Annotated in this window: 11 protein-coding genes and 1 tRNA gene; 9 read left to right on the forward strand and 3 right to left on the reverse strand. The window is 75.7% G+C overall.

Annotated features, from left to right (window positions below):
• Positions 1-22: 22 nt before the first annotated feature.
• Positions 23-598: a 5-formyltetrahydrofolate cyclo-ligase gene (locus tag HL663_RS00190; RefSeq protein WP_286175798.1), complete on the forward strand. Its 576-nt coding sequence runs from the start codon at positions 23-25 to the stop codon at positions 596-598.
• A 169-nt stretch (positions 599-767) separates the two neighbouring features.
• On the opposite strand, the gene HL663_RS00195 is transcribed toward HL663_RS00190, so the two are convergent.
• Positions 768-3,383: a penicillin acylase family protein gene (locus HL663_RS00195; protein WP_173026493.1), complete on the reverse strand. Its 2,616-nt coding sequence runs from the start codon at positions 3,381-3,383 to the stop codon at positions 768-770.
• A 47-nt stretch (positions 3,384-3,430) separates the two neighbouring features.
• Here HL663_RS00195 and HL663_RS00200 point away from each other — a divergent pair, with 47 nt between their 5' ends.
• The 6 genes from HL663_RS00200 to HL663_RS00225 all read left to right on the forward strand — a co-directional run bounded on the left by HL663_RS00200 (position 3,431) and on the right by HL663_RS00225 (position 8,573).
• Complete coding sequence (locus HL663_RS00200) at positions 3,431-4,975, forward strand: potassium/proton antiporter (RefSeq protein ID WP_286175799.1); 1,545 nt, start codon at positions 3,431-3,433, stop codon at positions 4,973-4,975.
• A gap of 91 nt (positions 4,976-5,066) precedes the next feature.
• Positions 5,067-5,966 (forward strand): ABC transporter ATP-binding protein, encoded by a 900-nt coding sequence (locus tag HL663_RS00205; RefSeq protein WP_173026494.1) that lies wholly within the window; start codon positions 5,067-5,069, stop codon positions 5,964-5,966.
• The gene (locus tag HL663_RS00210) at positions 5,963-6,793 is read left to right on the forward strand and encodes an ABC transporter permease (protein WP_173026495.1); all 831 of its coding nucleotides are present in this window, start codon (positions 5,963-5,965) and stop codon (positions 6,791-6,793) included. The genes HL663_RS00205 and HL663_RS00210 overlap by 4 nt, the downstream gene beginning before the upstream one ends.
• Before the next feature lie 197 nt (positions 6,794-6,990).
• On the forward strand, positions 6,991-7,356 hold the full coding sequence (locus HL663_RS00215; protein WP_173026496.1) for an FmdB family zinc ribbon protein: 366 nt from the start codon (positions 6,991-6,993) through the stop codon (positions 7,354-7,356).
• 40 nt (positions 7,357-7,396) lie between these two features.
• Positions 7,397-8,056, forward strand: coding sequence for an SAF domain-containing protein (locus HL663_RS00220; protein WP_173026497.1), 660 nt, complete (start codon positions 7,397-7,399; stop codon positions 8,054-8,056).
• A gap of 139 nt (positions 8,057-8,195) precedes the next feature.
• The gene (locus tag HL663_RS00225; protein WP_173026498.1) at positions 8,196-8,573 is read left to right on the forward strand and encodes an MscL family protein; all 378 of its coding nucleotides are present in this window, start codon (positions 8,196-8,198) and stop codon (positions 8,571-8,573) included.
• Between the two features lie 263 nt (positions 8,574-8,836).
• On the opposite strand, the gene HL663_RS00230 is transcribed toward HL663_RS00225, so the two are convergent.
• Positions 8,837-12,667, reverse strand: a complete 3,831-nt coding sequence (locus tag HL663_RS00230; RefSeq protein WP_286175801.1) for a PDDEXK-like endonuclease domain-containing protein — start codon at positions 12,665-12,667, stop codon at positions 8,837-8,839.
• A 198-nt stretch (positions 12,668-12,865) separates the two neighbouring features.
• Entirely contained in the window at positions 12,866-14,155 is a 1,290-nt protein-coding gene (locus HL663_RS00235; protein ID WP_173026499.1) for an MFS transporter, read from the reverse strand.
• A gap of 105 nt (positions 14,156-14,260) precedes the next feature.
• On the opposite strand from HL663_RS00235, the gene HL663_RS00240 reads away from it, so the two are divergent.
• A tRNA-Arg gene (locus tag HL663_RS00240) sits at positions 14,261-14,332 on the forward strand.
• A gap of 619 nt (positions 14,333-14,951) precedes the next feature.
• Positions 14,952-16,751, forward strand: coding sequence for a diguanylate cyclase domain-containing protein (locus HL663_RS00245; protein ID WP_173026500.1), 1,800 nt, complete (start codon positions 14,952-14,954; stop codon positions 16,749-16,751).
• The last annotated feature ends 54 nt before the right edge of the window (positions 16,752-16,805 follow it).

Consider the following 16,805-nt stretch of genomic DNA (forward strand, 5'->3'; position numbering starts at 1 on the left):
CGCCCACCCTACGATGCCGGACATGCCGCAGAGCCCGAAGACCGTGCGCCGGAGGGAGCTGCGCACCCGGCGCCGCGAGATCGCCGCGGGGCGCGCGACCGGGCGTGATGCCGAGGCGCTCGCGCGCGGGGCGGGCGACCTGCTCGACCGCCTCCGGCTCGGCCCGGGCGCCGTCGTCCTCTCGTACGAGTCGATCACCGGCGAGCCCCCGACCGGCGCGATGAACACCGCCCTCGTCGCACGCGGTGTGCGGGTGCTCGTCCCCGACACCCTCGAGGACCTCGACCTCGACTGGCACGACCTCGCCGAGTCCGACCCCGGCGCGGCCCGGCTCGGCCTCGACGCCCCCGGCCTCGCGGACCTCGTCCTCGCCCCGGGCCTGACCGTCGACGCCGACGGCACCCGGATGGGGCAGGGCGGCGGCTGCTACGACAAGGCGCTCCCCCGCCGCCGTGCCGGCGTCCCGGTCGTCGTGCTGCTGCACCCGGGCGAGCTCGACGACGACCCGCTGCCCCGCGAGGAGCACGACGTGCCCGTGGACGCGGTGCTCACCGCCGACGGGCTGACCGTCCTGCGACCGGGCGCCCTCGACCGCTGACGGCCCGGTCGGTGTACAGAAATCGACACTTTCGACGATTGATGCACGCCGACGGGTCTCCGGCCGCGTGCACAAATCGACGCTTTCGACGATTGATGCACGCCGACGGGTCTCCGGCCGCGTGCACAAATCGACACTTTCGACGATTGGTGCACGCTGACGGGGCGGGTCAGGGGCCGCTCGGGGCGCTGTCCGGCCGCAGGGTGAGGACGTCGGGGTCGGTGCCGTCGACCGCACCCGCCGTGAACGGCCACGGACGCTGCCGCCCGGCCACCCAGTCGTCGACCTGGTCGGCGTAGTGGTCGTCCATGACGTGGCCGCTGACGCCGGTCTGGTTGACCCACGTCGAGCGGTCGAGGTCGGAGAGGTCGACGACCATCCGCATCGACGGCGCCCAGTCGACCTCGTAGCCCTCGCTCGCGGTCCAGCCGGTGGCGTTGACGATGGCCGAGCCGCCGGGCATGTCGTACGGCCCCTCGTTGAACAGCCAGCGGACCGGCCCCGGCACCGTGTCGCCGCCGAGCACCTGGTGCTCGAGGGTCAGCCGGTGCAGCTTGCCCCAGTCCCAGCCCTGCGGGTCCTTGCCGAGCTCGGTCGTCAGCTCGAGGCGGGCCTCGACGAGCGCCTGGCGCAGGATCTCGTCACGCCCCTCGGTGATGTTGGGGGTCAGCTTGTTGTCCCACCAGTCGTTGTCCGGGTCCTCGAGGAGCCGGGTCACGGCGGCGCGCCAGCGGTCGCCGCCGTCGGACTTCATGTCGGCGGGCAGCTCGTCGTCGAACGTGAGCTCGCAGAGGTTGCGCCACACCGCGTTGTAGTACGCCGCGGCCGCCGAGGCGTCGGAGTCGGACGCCGGCGTCGTGAAGTCCCAGCCACGCAGCAGGTCACGGGCCTCCTCGGTGAAGTCGAGCAGGTCCTGCTGGCCGGTCTCGCCCTCGCGCGCCTCGAGCGGCACCTTGAGCAGCGCCGGCACGAGGGTGCGGGCGAAGAGGTCCTCGTCGTCCATCTGGACCGAGGCCATGTCGGCCGGCGTCGCCTTCTCGAGGCGGGCGAGGCGCTGCGCGATGCGGGTCGAGCGGTAGCCGTAGTCCCACTCGGTCGTGAGGAACGGCGAGCGGCTGCCCGTCACCTCCTGGTTGGCGGCGACGATGACCCCATCCTGCGGGTCGAGCACCCACGGCAGGTCGTCGAAGGACAGGTACCCCTGCCAGTCGTAGGAGGAGTCCCAGCCGGGCGCCGGCCAGTAGCCGGGCGGGCTCTTGGCGATGGCCGCGCGGCGGATCGGCACCTGCCCGGGCGCCTGGTAGCCGATCTGCCCCTCGGTGTCGGCGTAGACGAGGTTCTGCGCCGGGACGGCGAAGGAGCGTGCGGCGGTGCGGAACTCCTCGAAGTTGCTCGCGAGGTTGAACCCGAGGATGGCATCGGCCGTCTTGCCGGGCTGCAGCCCCGTCCACGCCAGCGAGACCGCGTAGTCCTGGTTCTCGTCGCCGTCGGCCGCGGTCGGCGCCCGGCTGCCGGCGTCACGGGCGGACGCGAGGACGTCGGACATGATCGGGCCGTGCGTCGTCGCCCGGACGGTGATGCGCTGGTCGGGGTGTCCCGCGACCTTGATGGTCTCCTCGCGGGTGCTCACCGGCTCCCAGTCGCCGTCGCGGAGGTAGGTCTGGCCGACGACGCGCTCGAGGTAGAAGTCGGTCACGTCGGGGCCGAGGTTGGTGAAGCCCCAGGCGATCTTGCCGTTGTGACCGATGACGACACCGGGCACGCCGGCGAAGGAGAACCCGGAGACGTCGAGCGGGCACTCGGGACCGACCGTGCGGCAGGAGAGGCTGTTCTGGATCCAGATGCCCGGCTGGCTGACGCCGAGGTGGGGGTCGTTGGCGAGCAGCGGCTTGCCGCTCGCGGTCTTCGCCCCCGACACCACCCACGAGTTGGACCCGACCCCGTCGCCGCGCCCGACGAGCTGCGGCACCGTGTGCAGCGCCTTCTCGACCTGCGCGTACGCGGCCTGCGCGCGGGGGCTCGTCGTCTCGTCCGCCACCGACGCGGCGGCCGGCGCCGAGCTCCGCGACCCGGGCGACCACTCGTCGGCCGAGAGGATCGGCGGGTGCGCCTGCTCGTCGTAGGAGGGGTAGATGTCGGCGATCTGGGCCCGGGCCACCCGGCCGGAGAGGCGGGCGCGGGCGAGCTCGTCGGAGTAGTCGCCGCGCAGGTCCCACGCCATCGCCTTGAGCCAGGCGAGGCTGTCGACCGGCGTCCACTCCTCGATGTCGGAGAGCGGGTTCTGCAGACCGAGGACCGTGTACTCGGCCGAGACGTCGCCGGGGCTGCGCCCGCGCAGGTAGCGGTTGACGCCGTCGGCGTAGGCCTGGAGCACCTGGCGGGTCTCGGGCTCGAGGGTCGGCAGCTCCTCCTCGGCGATGCGCCGCCAGCCCATCGTCCGGATGACCTTGTCGGTCGTGACCCCGGCCGGGCCGACGAGCTCGGAGAGGCGGCCGGCGGTGATGTGCCGGCGCAGGTCCATCTCGAAGAAGCGCTCCTGCGCGTGGACGTAGCCCTGGGCCCGCGCGAGGTCGGTGACCGAGTCGCCGTAGATGTGCGGGACGCCGCTGTCGTCGCGCTTGACGGTGACGGCCGCCGAGAGCCCCGGGAGGGTCGCCTCGCCCGAGTGCGTCGGGAGCGAGCTGCGCACCACCGTGACGACGAGCACGCCGGCGACCACCGCGACGACGACGATGACGGCGAGGAGTCCGACCAGGACCCGGCGGGCGACGACGAGGCGACTCACCCTGCGAGACTAGGACACCTCCCCCCACGAGACGAGGACGGTCCCCCGTGACGCAGGCGTGGTCGACGCTGCTCGCCGACGCCGTCGCGCCCACGGGGTTCACGGTCGACGACCTCACGCGCGTCCTCCTCGTCGGCAGCGTCGTCCTCGTGGTCGCCGTCGCGGCGGTCCGGCTCTCGCTGCGCTCGGGGCTGCCCTCGCTGCTCGTCTACCTCGCCATCGGGCTCGCGCTCGGCGAGAGCGGGCTCGGCATCCGGTACGACTCCGAGGAGCTGACGCAGGTCCTCGGCTACGCCGCGCTCGTCCTCATCCTCGTCGAGGGCGGCATCACGACGCGCTGGTCCGGCATCCGCGAGTCGGTCGCTCCGGCCGTGTCCCTGTCGACCGTCGGCGTGTTCGTCAGCGTCGTCGTCGTCGCCGGCGTGGCCCACGGGGTGCTCGGCTGGTCGTGGGAGGTCTCGCTGCTCATCGGCGCGGTCACCGCCTCGACGGACGCCGCCGCGGTGTTCTCGGTGCTGCGCCGCGTCCCGCTGCCGCGGCAGATCTCGGGGATGCTCGAGGCCGAGTCGGGCTTCAACGACGCCCCGGTCGTCCTCCTCGTCACCGCGTTGGCCGCGCAGCTGACGCCCGGCGCGGAGCCGGAGGCGTGGTGGCACCTGCTGCTCCTCGCCGGCGTCGAGCTCGCCGGGGGCGCGCTCGTCGGGCTCGGGGTGGGCTGGCTCGGCGCGCGTGTCATGCGGCTCGTGGCCACCACCTCGTCGGCGCTGTTCGCGATCGGCGTCCTCGCGGTCGCGGTGCTGGCCTACGCCGCCGCCGACACGATCCACACCTCGGGCTTCATCGCCTGCTACCTCGCGGCGCTCGTCCTCGGCAACATCACGATGCCGCACCGGCCCGCGGTCACCGGCTTCGCGACGGCCATCGGCTGGCTCGCGCAGATCGGCCTCTTCGTCCTCCTCGGCCTGCTCGCGAGCCCGAGCGGGTTCGCCGACCAGCTCGTCCCCGCCCTCGTCGTCGGGGCGGCCGTCCTGCTCGTCGGCCGGCCCCTGTCGGTGCTCGTGTCGGTGACGCCCTTCGGCGTCCCGTGGCGGGTGCAGGCCTTCCTCTCGTGGGCCGGCCTGCGCGGCGCCGTGCCCGTCGTCCTCGCGACGGTCCCGGTGACGATGGGGACGCCGGGGGTCGAGTGGATGTTCGACCTCGTCTTCGTCCTCGTCGTCGTCTTCACGATCATCCAGGCGCCGACCCTGCCGTGGGTGGCGGCCCGGCTCGGGGTCGGGGCGCTGCACCACCGGGTCGACCTCGCCGTGGAGGCGACGCCCCTGACCGACCTCGGGGCCGAGATGCTCGAGATCGACATCGGGCCGGACTCCCGCCTCGCCGGCGTGCGGATCTTCGAGCTGCGGCTGCCGCCCGGGGCCAACGTCGCGCTCGTCGTGCGCGACGACGCCTCGTTCGTCCCCAAGGACGGCGACGTCCTGCGCCACGACGACCAGCTGCTCGTCATCACGCCGAGCGCCGTCCGCGGCCGGGTCGAGGAGCGCCTGCACGCCGTGAGCCGCGGCGGGCGGCTCGCCGGCTGGTCCGAGGACTGAGCGCACCCCCGGGGCCCCCGGGGTCGGCTCAGGGTCGGATCGGGTCCGACCCCCATGGCCGGCGCGCGCCCGCCGCGGAAGGGTCGTCCCCATGATCACCGTGGACCACCTGACGAAGCGCTACGGCGCCTTCACCGCCCTCGACGACGTGTCGTTCTCGGCGCGCCCCGGCCGGGTCACCGGCTTCCTCGGCCCGAACGGCGCCGGCAAGACGACCGCCATGCGCGTCGTCGCCGGCCTCACCCCGGCCACGAGCGGCACCGCGACCGTCCTCGGCCGCCCGTACGCCGCCCTCCCGACCCCCGGCCGCCACGTCGGCCTCCTCCTCGACGCCTCGGCGCAGCACGCGGGCCGCACCGGCCGCGAGGTGCTGACCCTCGGGGCGATCCTCACCGGCGTCGACCGCCGCCGCGTCGACGAGATGCTCGACGTCGTCGGCCTCACCGAGAAGGAGTCGCTGCGCCGGGTGCGCAACTACTCGCTCGGGATGCGCCAGCGCCTCGGCCTGGCCCACGCCCTCCTCGGCGACCCCGAGGTCCTCGTGCTCGACGAGCCCGCCAACGGCCTCGACCCCGCGGGCATCCGCTGGATGCGCGACGTGCTGCGCGGGTACGCCGCGCGGGGCGGCACCGTGCTGCTCAGCTCGCACCTGCTCAACGAGATCGAGCGGGTCGCCGACGACCTCGTCGTCATCGGCAACGGGCGGGTCGTCGCGGCCGGGACCACCGACGAGCTGCTCGCCGGCTCCGGCACCGTGGCCCGGTCCCTGGACGACGCCGCCCTCGCGGCGGCGCTGGGCGCGGCGGGCGTCGCGGTGTCGCCGCTGGCCACCGGCGGGCTGCTCGCCGAGACCGACGCCGACACCGTCGGCCGGGTCGCGCTGGCCGCCGGCGTCGCCCTCCGCGAGCTGCGCGCCGGCGACGAGCGAGGGCTCGAGGAGATGTTCCTCGAGCTCACCGCCACCACGGCCCGCGAGGAGGTGGCGGCATGAGCACCACCGCCGAGGCCACCCGCCGCGCGCCGGTCGACAGCACCCCGCACGTGGCCCGCCTGCCCGAACCTCTCGCCGGCCCGCGCCCGACCCGGGGCATCCCCTTCGGCCGCCTCGTGCGCGCCGAGCTGCGCAAGATGACCGACACCCGGGCCGGGCGCTGGCTGCTCGCGGCCATCGGGGTCGTCGTCGCCGGGGCGCTCACCGTGCTCTTCGTCCAGCAGGGCGGCGAGCACCCGTTCGGCGACTACCTCCAGGCCACGACCCTCCCGATGGCGCTGCTGCTGCCGGTCGTCGGCATCCTCGCGGTGACCTCGGAGTGGTCGCAGCGCACGGCGCTGGTCACCTTCACGCTCGAGGCCCGGCGGGCCCGCGTCGCGTGGGCCAAGGTGGTCGCCGCCCTCGCCGTCGGGGTCGTCGCCGTCGCCACCTCGTTCGCGCTCGCCGCCGCCGCGCACGCCGCGGCCGTCGGGCTGCGCGGCGCCTCCGGCGACTGGGGCATCGAGGGCACCGCGCTGCTCGGGGCCGGCGGGTACGTCCTCCTCGGGATGCTCCAGGGCCTGGCCTTCGGGATGCTCCTGCGCAACACCCCGGCCGCCGTCGTCCTCTACTACGTGCTGCCGACCGGCTGGTCCATCCTCGGGTCGCTGTGGTCCGCCGCCGCGAGCGCCGGCGAGTGGCTCGACCTCAACCGCACGATGCAGCCGCTGTTCGGCGGCAGCCTCACGGGCGAGCAGTGGGCGCAGCTCGGGACCTCGGTCGGGGTCTGGGTGGTCGTGCCCCTCCTCGTCGGGCTGGTGTGGGTCAGCCGGGCCGAGGTCAAGTAGACCCCCGACAGGGCTCGACGACCCCCGGACCCGGTGCACGGGCCGGGGGTCGTCGGGGTGGGTGGGCCCGGAGTGGTCGGGGTGCGGCGCCGGCGGCCGGGCGCGGGCCGTATCCTTGGACCCGACCGCGCCGCCGCGAGACCCGCACCACCGTGAGGGGTCCGGCGGCGTCCCGATGTCGTCCGAGGAGGACCACCGTGCCGACCTACGCCTACGCGTGCACCGAGTGCGACCACCGCTTCGAGGCCGTCCAGTCCTTCAGCGACGACTCCCTCACCGTGTGCCCCGAGTGCGGCGGCCGCCTGCGCAAGGTCTTCAACGCGGTCGGCATCGTCTTCAAGGGCGGCGGCTTCTACCGCACCGACTCCCGCTCGGGCAGCGGCTCGACGGGGTCCTCGTCCTCCTCCGGCTCCTCCTCCGCGTCGTCGGAGGGTTCGTCGGGCTCCTCCGGCTCGTCGGGGTCCTCGACCTCCGGCGGCTCGTCGACGTCGGGCGGGTCGACCTCGACCCCGTCGTCCACAGGGGCCTCCTCGGGCGCGTCGTCGTCCACAACCTCGGCCTGACCCCTCCCGGGCGACCCCGGTCGCGACCTAGCGTCGGGGCATGCCCGTCACCCTCCTCCCCGGTCTCCTCGGCCCCGGTCGCGCCGCCCGCTGGCGCCGCTCGGTGCTGCGCCGGGTGCTCGCGGCGGCGTGCCTCGCGGGGGCCGTGCTCGCCGCCCTCCACGTCGTGCGGCCTCCCCCGCCCCCGACCACGTCGGTGCTCGTCGCGACCCGCGACGTGCCGGCCGGGTCGGTCCTGGTGGCCGGCGACGTCACGTCCGCCCCGGTCCCCGTCGCCGCGCAGCAGCCGGGGGCGCTGACCGCCGTCGACACCGTGGCCGGCCGGCGGACGGCGGGGGCGCTCGCCGCCGGGGAGGCCGTCACCCGCACCCGGCTCGTGCCCAGGAGCGTGACCGAGGGGCTGCCCGCGGGGCGCGTCGCGCTGCACGTCGTCCTCGCCGACCCCGGCGCGGCCGGGTTGCTCGTGCCGGGCGGTGTGGTCGCCGTCCACCCCGGCCCGGGTGGTCCGGTGCTGGCCCGCGACGCGGTCGTGCTGTCGCTGGACCCCGCCCCGCCGCCGACCGCGTTCGGGGCCGAGCCGTCAGCGCCCACGCCGGGCGCGGTGCTGTCCCTCACCCCGGAGGCGGCCGACCGGGTCCTCGTCGGGCACGGCGGCACCGACGGCCTCGTCACCGTGACGCTGCTGGCCACCCCCGGGTGAGCGGGCCCGGGGGCCCGGCCGTCCGGCGTGGCACGGTTCCGCCGCGGCACGAGGTGCCGAGACACGCTGGGACGGGGGTCGCGGGCCGTCCGTCACCGCAATACGGTGGCCGCGTCAACCTCTGCGAAAGGGAAGCACCATGTCGGGCTTCAAGAACTTCATCATGCGCGGCAACCTCGTCGAGCTCGCCGTCGCGTTCATCATCGGTGGCGCGTTCGCCACGGTCGTCAAGGGCTTCACGGACGTGCTGATCGAGGCCCTGGCCAAGGCCGGTGGCGCCCCCAACTTCGACGAGTGGCAGCCGGGCGGCTTCACCAAGGTCGGCCCCTTCCTCACGGCGCTCGTGGCGTTCGTGTTCATGGCCTTCGTCGTCTACTTCTTCGTCGTCAAGCCCTACGAGGCGGCGAAGGGCCGACTCTTCCCGAAGGAGCCCGAGGCCGAGACCATCGACCCGAACACCGAGCTGCTCAAGGAGATCCGCGACGAGCTGCGGGCCGGGCGCGGCATCGGCGGCTGACCCCTCCTCACCACCGCGCACGGGGCGGCGACCACGACGGTCGCCGCCCCGTCGGCGTCGGTGGGCCGGCTTTTTACTCCCAGTGGGGCGGCCGCTGCTCGCGCAGCCACCGGTCGTGGCCGCTCTCGCCCGGTGCGGGCTCCGCCCGCGGGGCCACCACGTCGGGGGCGTCGTCGGTGCGGGGGTTGGTCGCCGGGCGGGCGGCCCGGCGGGGCCGCCGACGACGCGGACCGGGGGGACCGCCGTCGCCCGGGTCGGTCGGCTCAGCCACCCGGGGCCTGCCGCACGCCGGCGGCGTCGAGGACCCGGGAGACGACGCGCGCCGGGTCGCGGAAGACCTCGGTCGTCCACACCCGCACGTGGCGCCATCCGCGCCGCTCGAGCTCGTGGACGCGCACGAGGTCGCGGTCGCGGCCCGAGGAGACCCCGGCGTACGCGGGCCCGTCGCCCTCGACGGCCAGCAGGAGCCGGCCCGGGGCGCTCGGGTCCTCGACGGCGAGCTCGACCGGCAGGGCCGAGGTGCCGACGCCCTCGTGGACGACGAGGCCGTGGGCCCGCAGCCGCACGGCGAGGTCGCCGAGGACGAGCGAGGTGGTCGCTTCCGAGCGGACGACGCCCTGCGCCCCGGCGTGCTCCTGCACGTGGGCGAGGACGGCGCGCAGCATCCGGGCACCGGAGGTGCGCAACCGGTCGGGGTCCAGCTCGTCGGCGGTGATGGACGAGACGACGGTCAGCCCGCGGCGGGCCCGCGTCAGGGCGACCCCCAGCCGGCGGTGGCCGGTGTCGGTGCCGACCGGCCCGAAGCGGTGCAGCACGCGCCCGTGGGGGGTCTTGCCGAAGCCGACGGTGAGGACGACGTCGTCCCAGGTCTCGCCCTGGACGTGGTCGGCGTCCCGGACCGAGAAGGCCTCGGGGCGGTCGGGGGCGAAGAACGCGGCGGTGGCGTCGTCGAGGGAGTCGACCGCCCGGCGGACGGCCTCCTCGACGAGGCGGCGGTGGCCCGGGCCGAGCGCGATGACGACGAGCGAGCGGTCGGGACGCCGGCGGGCGTGGTCGAGGACGAGCTCGACGACCCGCTCGACCTCGGCCGGGGTGGACTCGACGGCGGCCTCGCCCTCGGCGACGACGCCGTGGCCCTCGACGAGCTCGTGGTGCAGGACCGGGTCCGTGCCGGTCCCGGGGAAGGTGACGAGCGACCCGCCGTGCAGCTCGGTGTCGACGAACGCGACGAGCCGCTCGTCCATCGCGCCGTACTGCCAGGTGAGCCGGCGGGTCGGCAGGACGTCCTCCAGGAGGTCGAGCACCGACTCCGGCTCGGCCTCGTCGGGCACGTCGACCCCCGCGGAGACGACGAACGGCACCGGCGGCAGCTGCTGCGGGTCGCCGACGAGGACGACCCGGCGGGCGCGGACGACCGCCGCGACGGCCTCGGCGGGCGCGACGAGCGAGGCCTCGTCGACCACGACGACGTCGGCGCACTCCCCCGGGGGCAGGACGGACGGCACGGCGAGCGGGCTGAGGAGCCACACGGGGCGCACGGCCGTCGCGAGGCGCCCCACGGAGGCGAGGAGCTCGGGCAGGGCGGTGGGGCGGCGGACCCGCGCGACCTCGGCCCGCAGCCGGGTCTCCTCGTCGGGACGGGCCCGGCGGATCTCGGCGACGCGGCGCGCGACGGCGTCGAGGACGCGGGGCACCTGGCCCTCGAGGGCGAGCTGGTCGGAGTCGACGAGGGTGGCGACGGCGGCCGAGAGGCGGCGGCCGTCGAGCTCGCGCAGCGCCGGGTCCCGGGCCGACAGCTCGTCGGCGATCGAGCACCACCAGACCCACGCGAGCTCGGTGCGCACCCGGTCGGCGGGCACGGCGCGGGCGCGCAGGTCGTCGACGAGCGCCGAGAGCCCCAGCTGCGCGAGCAGGTCGAGCCCCAGGCGGATGTCGGGAGCGGCCTCGAGCCGGTCGGCCGCGGCGTGCAGGCGGTCCATCCGGGCGGCGAGCGCCGGCAGGTCGAGCTCGACGAGGTCGAGCGCGTCGTCCTCGTGGGGCAGGCGGTCGTCGACCCAGGACGCGTCCTCGACGAGGGCGTCGTGCGCGGCCCGGGCCCGGTCGAGCTCGACGGGGATCTCGGGGCGCCCGCCGGAGCCGGCGAGCTCGCGCCAGGCGTGGCGCTGCATCTCGGCCTCGCGCAGGGCGGCGTGCAGGTCGGCCGGCGGGCGACCGGGGCGCAGGAGCGCGCGGGCCTGCCGGCGCACGCGCCAGCGCTCGAGCGCGCCGAGGTCGCTGCCCGAGGCGCGGCGCTCGGCCCCGGTCGCGGTCGCCGCGACGAGGTCGTCGAGGGGGATGTCGAAGACCTCGGGCCGGAAGACCTCGAGTGTGTCGCGGACCTGGCCGACGGTCGCGAGCACGCGGTCCCAGTCGAGCACCGTGGGGGCCAAGGGCAGGTGCACCCCGCGGAAGACGTCGGCGAGGGTGCGGCGGGTGTCGTGGACCAGCCCGGTCGCGAGCCGCTCGACGCGCTCGCGGGCCTCGGCCGCGGCCTCCGGGGTGCGCAGGTCGGCCCCGAACCACGGGTCGCCCGCGCCGTCGCCGTCCCAGGCCGCGAGGGTCGCGACGCGGGTGAGGATGTCGCCGGCCTCGGCGAGGGTGTCGCGGTCGAGACGGGCGAGCACGGCGCCCTCGACGCGCACGCGCGAGCGCGGGGCGTCCTCGAGCAGCGCGTGCCGGCTGACCTCCTCCTGCACCTCGTGCAGGGTGACGCCCCACGGGTCGCGGTGGCCGTGCAGCGCCCGCAAGTGGGTGTCGAGGAGGGCTGCGGCGTCGGCGCGCTCGCGCCGCGACCCGGGGCCGTCGGCGCCGGAGGCCGGGCGCCGGGGCTCGGACGACGGACCGGAGACCCGCTCGACGGCCCGGTCGAGGCCCTCGACGAGCGAGCGGACGACCGCGCGACGGGCGTGCCCGCCGTCGGAGAGGTCGAGCACGAGCTCGCCGAGGCCGACGTCGGCCAGCCGGTCGCGGACGGCATCCAGCGCGGTGCGCTTCGGGGAGACGACGAGCACCCGCTGGCCGTCGGCCGCGAGCGCCGCCGCGAGGTTGGCGACGGTCTGCGACGCGCCGGTGCCGGGGGGTGCGTGGAGGAGGAGGTGGGACCCGCCCCGGACCGCCTCGACCGCCTCGCGCTGCGTGGCGTCGGCGTCGAGGACGAGGAAGTCCTCGACCGGGCCGCCGCCGGCCGCCCCGGCGGCCGCCGCAGGGAGGGCGTCGGGGACACCGGCGAGCGCCGCGACGACGTCGTGCGCGGCGAGCGCGTCGCCGTGCGCCGCGAGGTCGGCCACGAGCGGGGCCTTGTGGTACGGGAAGGTGCTGACGACGACGCGCGGGTCGACCGACAGGTCGCGCACCCCGTGGCACGCCTCGGCGAGCGCCGCGTAGGCCGGGTAGGGGTCGAGCGCCCCGTTCGCCGTCGCGAGCTGCTCGAGCCGGTCGGTGTCGAGGGTGATGCCGTGCTCGGACGCGAGGTAGTTGACGAGGGCCGGGTTGACCTCGAGCTCGTCTCCGGGCTCGAGCATCCAGTCGTGGCGGCGGGGGTCGGTGGGTCGGGTGGCGAGCGCCCGGAGGAAGACCGGGGCGCCCGGCTGGCGCGGCACGACACGGCCGTCGTCGAGCACCACGGTCCAGGACGCCATCCCGACGCCCAGGAAGCAGGTGCGCACCGCGTGCTCGCGCTCGATCTCGGTCGCGGTGTCGTGGATGCGCCCGAGCCGGGTGCGGGCGTCGTCGAGGGCGTGCGGCTCGCGGACGAGCTCGGAGAGGCGGGTCGGGCGCCCGGTGAGCAGGCCGCTGCGGGCCCCGAGGTGCGCCGACGAGAGGTCGAGGGTGCCGACGGTGAGGTCGCGGTACCAGAGCAGCGTGTTCGGCCCGCCGAGCTCGACGAGCTGGCGGGTCCACCGGGCGCGCGCCTCGTCGACGCGCCGGGCCCGGAGGGTGGCGGGGTCCGGGGCGATGCTCAGGTGCCCTCCCCGCGGTTCGTCGTCGCGTGCGGCATCGGCGGCGCCGACCCGCCTGCCGGGCCGTGCGTCGCGCGCCGGTCCGCTCGCAGTCACCCCAGCAGGCTAACAACGCGCCGCCGACGCCACGGGGAGGCGCGGCGTGGGCGGGCGCTCGACGCCTCCGGGTCGAGGTGAAACCCGACCAGCAGAGGGTCGCCTTTCACCTCGACCCCGCCACCCCTCGTCCGGGTCGAGGTGAAACCCGACCAGCAGGAGGTCCACTTTCACCTCGACCCGAGCTCGGGGCCGAGGTCAGGCGGGGACGGGGCGCCCCTCGCGGTCCAGCGGCTCGGCCGGCACCCGGGTCGTGAGCGCGAGCACGCCGATGAGCAGCGCGAAGCCGAGCGAGGTGAGCGCGAGGGCGTGGAAGCTGACCCGGTCGACGATGACCCCCGCGACCGCGCCCCCGCCACCGGCCGCCAGCCCCATGAGGAGGTCGGACCCGCCCTGGACGCCGGGCCGCTCGGCCGCCGCGACCGCCGAGGTCAGGAGGGTCGAGCCGGCGACGAGGGTGCAGGACCAGCCAAGGCCGAGGAGGAAGAGGCCCGCGACGAGCGTCGGCGACTCCCCCATCGGTGACGCCGACGCCAGCAGCGTCGCCGACGCGAGCACCCCGGCGCCGACGAGGGCCACGGCGCGGCCGCCGAAGCGATCGACGGCCAGCCCGGTCAGCGGCGAGAAGGCGTACATCCCGACGATGTGGATGCTGATGACCAGCCCGATGACCGTCAGCTCGGCGTGCCCGTGCGCCATGTGCAGCGGCGTCATCACCATGACCGAGACCATGACGCCGTGCCCGAGCGCGAGGGTGAGCAGGCCGAGGCGCGCCACCGGGTGGCCGAGGGCGACGCGCAGGCCGCGGGTCACCGAGCCGTGGGTGGGCTCGCCCGGCTCGCCGCCCTCGTCGAGCGCGAGGCGCCGCGACTGCACGAGCGGGTCGGGGCGCAGCCGCACGAGGACGACGGCGATGGCGAGCAGCAGCCCGACGAGCGAGAACACGAAGGGTCCGGTCAGCCGGGGCAGGCCGAGCGCGTCGGCCACGGGGGCGCTCGGTCCGACGAGGTTCGGGCCGAGGACGCTGCCGAGGGTCGTCGCCCAGACGACGATGCTCAGGTCGCGGGCGCGACGGTCGGGCAGCGCGAGGTCCGCGGCGGCGTACCGGCTCTGGCTGTTGGCCGTCGTCGCGCCGCCGAAGAGCAGGCTCGAGACGAGCAGCAGCGCGAAGCTGCCGATGATCCCCGCGGTGACCAGGCCCACCGCACCGACCGCGGCCAGCGCGTACCCGAGGACGAGCCCCGGCCGGCGACCGTGCGCCGCCATGACCCGCGCCATCGGGATGGCGACGAGGGCCGAGCCGAGCACCTGGAAGGTCCCGCCGAGGCCGGCGAAGCGCGCCGACCCGCTGACCTCCTCGGCGAGCAGGGCGCCGACGGCGATGCCGGCCGAGAGCCCCACGCCACCGAGCACCTGCGAGCCGACGAGCGTCGTCACGGTCCGCCGCTGGAGAGTGGCGCGGTCGGCGGTCGTCACGGGGTCGGTCACGACGGGCAGTATGCCGCCGCCGGCGACCTCGCACCGCCCGGGTCCCGGCCCGGGCCGCGCTCGCACCCGCCGAGCGACGCCCCGTAGGCTGTCCGCGGTCTTCCCGCCCTCGTAGCTCAGGGGAAGAGCACTTCTCTCCTAAAGAAGGTGTCGCAGGTTCGAATCCTGCCGGGGGCACCGAACGCACGCGCGCCAGCGCGGGCGAGCGGGGACCCCGACAGGATGACGGGAGCCGGAGACGACCGCGAGGAACGAGCGGACGGCGACGGCGGCACCTGCCGGGGGCACCCGCGCGGACGGTGGGCTCCTGCCCGGGGCACCCGTCATCGACGAACATCGAGCGATCGGCGGCAGAAGGTCATCGATCGGCAGCCACCCCGACTGGCCGCTGATCGCACCCATCGCACGGCGCGCCGACGCACCGAGGGCGTGACGATCCTTGAGGCAATCGTGAGCGAGGCCTGAGGTTCCCGCCGGACGGCGGGCCCCGGCGCCGGGCATCGTGGACGGATGACGACGAGCCACCTCCTGCCCGCGCCCGGTCCCGACGGCTGGGCCGACGTCCTGCAGTTCCCGACCCGTGACCCCTGGCCGGACGAGCCGCTCGCGGCCTGACCGTCCCGCGAGCCGAGCGGACCCGACGATGACCACCCGTCCCGGACCGGCAGCGGAGCACCCCCGCCGTTCGGACAGTGTTCGCCGACCGTTCGACACCGTTGTCAAGTTCTCGGCGGTGCTGCCGATGGGTCCCACGTCAAGGCGCGTCGACGGTGCGTGCCCACCCCGAGGAGGTCAGGTGCTGCGTCGAACGGTCGGCTTCCTCGCGCTGTACTGCCTGGCGCTCGCCGTCGGACGCGCGACGGCCCAGCCCGAGACCCACCTCGCCCTCTTCTGGCCGGCGGCCGGTGTCGGGGTCCTCTGGGCGCTGCGCACCGTGACGCGCCGCGAGCTCGCGCTCGCCGTGACGCTGACCGGCATCGCCGCCTCCATCGGCAACATCGTGACCGGCTTCGCGATCGGCCCGGGCCTCGTCCTCGGCCTCGGGAACCTCCTCCTCGGCCTGGTGACCACGGTGGTCTACCGGGTGGCGGCGCCGCGTCACGAGCGCCGCGGCTCGATGCGCCGGCTGTCGGAGCTGAACCGGCTCGTGCTCGCGGCGGGCGTCGCCACGCTCGCGACGAGCGCGTGCGGGTTCGTGGCCCTCACCCTCGACGAGGGGTCCGCCGCCTGGACCGTCGGCCTCGCGATGTACCTGCGCAACCTGGCCTCCGTCGTGGTCGTCGTCGGGGCCACCCTCGGCACGCGGCAGAACCTGCAGCGGCCCACGGCCCGGCAGGCCGCCGAGGCCGTGGCGATCTTCGCCCTCACCAGCGCCGTGGCCTGGTGGGTCTTCGGCCCCGGCCAGAGCCTGCCCCTGGCCTTCCTCCCCCTCGGCCTGCTCATGTGGGCCGGCGTGCGGCTGCCGCTGCCCCTGACCGCCCTCGACGGGGCCGTCGTCGCCGTCATCCCCCTGGTGCGCCTGATGACTGGCGCGGGCGGTCCGTTCGACGCGATCGCCGCGGGTCACCTGCAGTCGCTCGTCCTGCAGGTCTACATGATGTTCGCCGCCTTCCTCGCGCTCGTCCTCGGCACGTTCCGGGCCGAGCTGCGCTCGCTCGTCGGCAGCGTCCGCCGGGAGCACCGGTGGTCCGACCTGCTCATCGCCTACGCCCCGAGCGGCCTGCTCGTCGTGCGGCCGACCGGCCACGTCCTCCAGGCCAACCAGGCCGTCGGCGAGATCCTCCGGCGCGACCCGGCAGACCTCGTCGGGACCCGGGGCGACAGCCTCGACGACGACCCCGCGTCCGGCCTCGGGGCCGTCCTCGCCGCCGCCGTCGCCGCCGACGGAGAGCTGATCCACGCCGAGTGGACCGCCCGCGGCCCCGTCGACGCCCTCCTCACCCTCTCGTGCAGCGCCCGCGCGGTGCCCGGACCGGACGGCGAGGTCGTCGTCCTCGTCAACGTCGTCGACGTCTCCGAGCGCCGGCGGATCGAGCAGCGGCACGCGCACGACGCGGCCCACGACCAGCTGACCGGCCTGCCCAACCGCCGCCAGCTCGACACGCTCATCTCCTGCCACGCCCAGACGGCCCGGATGCGCTCGCGCGGCGCGCTGCTGCTCATCGACCTCGACCACTTCAAGCAGGTCAACGACACCCGCGGCCACGCCGCCGGGGACACCCTGCTCGCCGACGTCGCCCGCGTCATGGCCCGCGTCGTCGGGACCAGCGGCACCGTCGGGCGCCGCGGTGGCGACGAGTTCGAGGTGCTCCTGCCCGAGGCCGACCAGTCGGCCGCCGAGGCCGTCGCCTGGGCCCTCGTCGACGCGGTCGACAAGCACGGTCGCACGACCCAGCTCGAGCTCGGGTGCGCCGTCTCCGCGAGCATCGGCGTCGCCACCTTCGCGCAGGCGCACGCCGCCGGTCGCGACGTGCAGGCCCTCGCGGACGCCGCGATGTACTCGGCCAAGCGCACCGGCGGCAACAAGGCGCGGACGTGGCAGGGCGTCACCGAGACCGCCGCCCGCCGGGTCACGCCCCTCCCGACGAGCGCATAGGTCCCGGGGCTCCGACCCACCGCCCGCTCCCCCTCCTGGCGCACGTCCGCGAGG

The organism is Arthrobacter sp. NEB 688 (assembly GCF_013201035.1).
Lineage (GTDB): Bacteria > Actinomycetota > Actinomycetes > Actinomycetales > Dermatophilaceae > Phycicoccus.

Excerpts from the sequence above, each read along its gene's own strand:
- HL663_RS00210 (WP_173026495.1), top strand. The coding sequence starts at position 5,963 with ATGAGCACCACCGCCGAGGCCACCCGCCGCGCGCCGGTCGACAGCACC.
- HL663_RS00225 (WP_173026498.1), top strand. The coding sequence starts at position 8,196 with ATGTCGGGCTTCAAGAACTTCATCATGCGCGGCAACCTCGTCGAGCTC.
- HL663_RS00190 (WP_286175798.1), top strand. The coding sequence starts at position 23 with ATGCCGCAGAGCCCGAAGACCGTGCGCCGGAGGGAGCTGCGCACCCGG.
- HL663_RS00220 (WP_173026497.1), top strand. The coding sequence starts at position 7,397 with ATGCCCGTCACCCTCCTCCCCGGTCTCCTCGGCCCCGGTCGCGCCGCC.
- HL663_RS00205 (WP_173026494.1), top strand. The coding sequence starts at position 5,067 with ATGATCACCGTGGACCACCTGACGAAGCGCTACGGCGCCTTCACCGCC.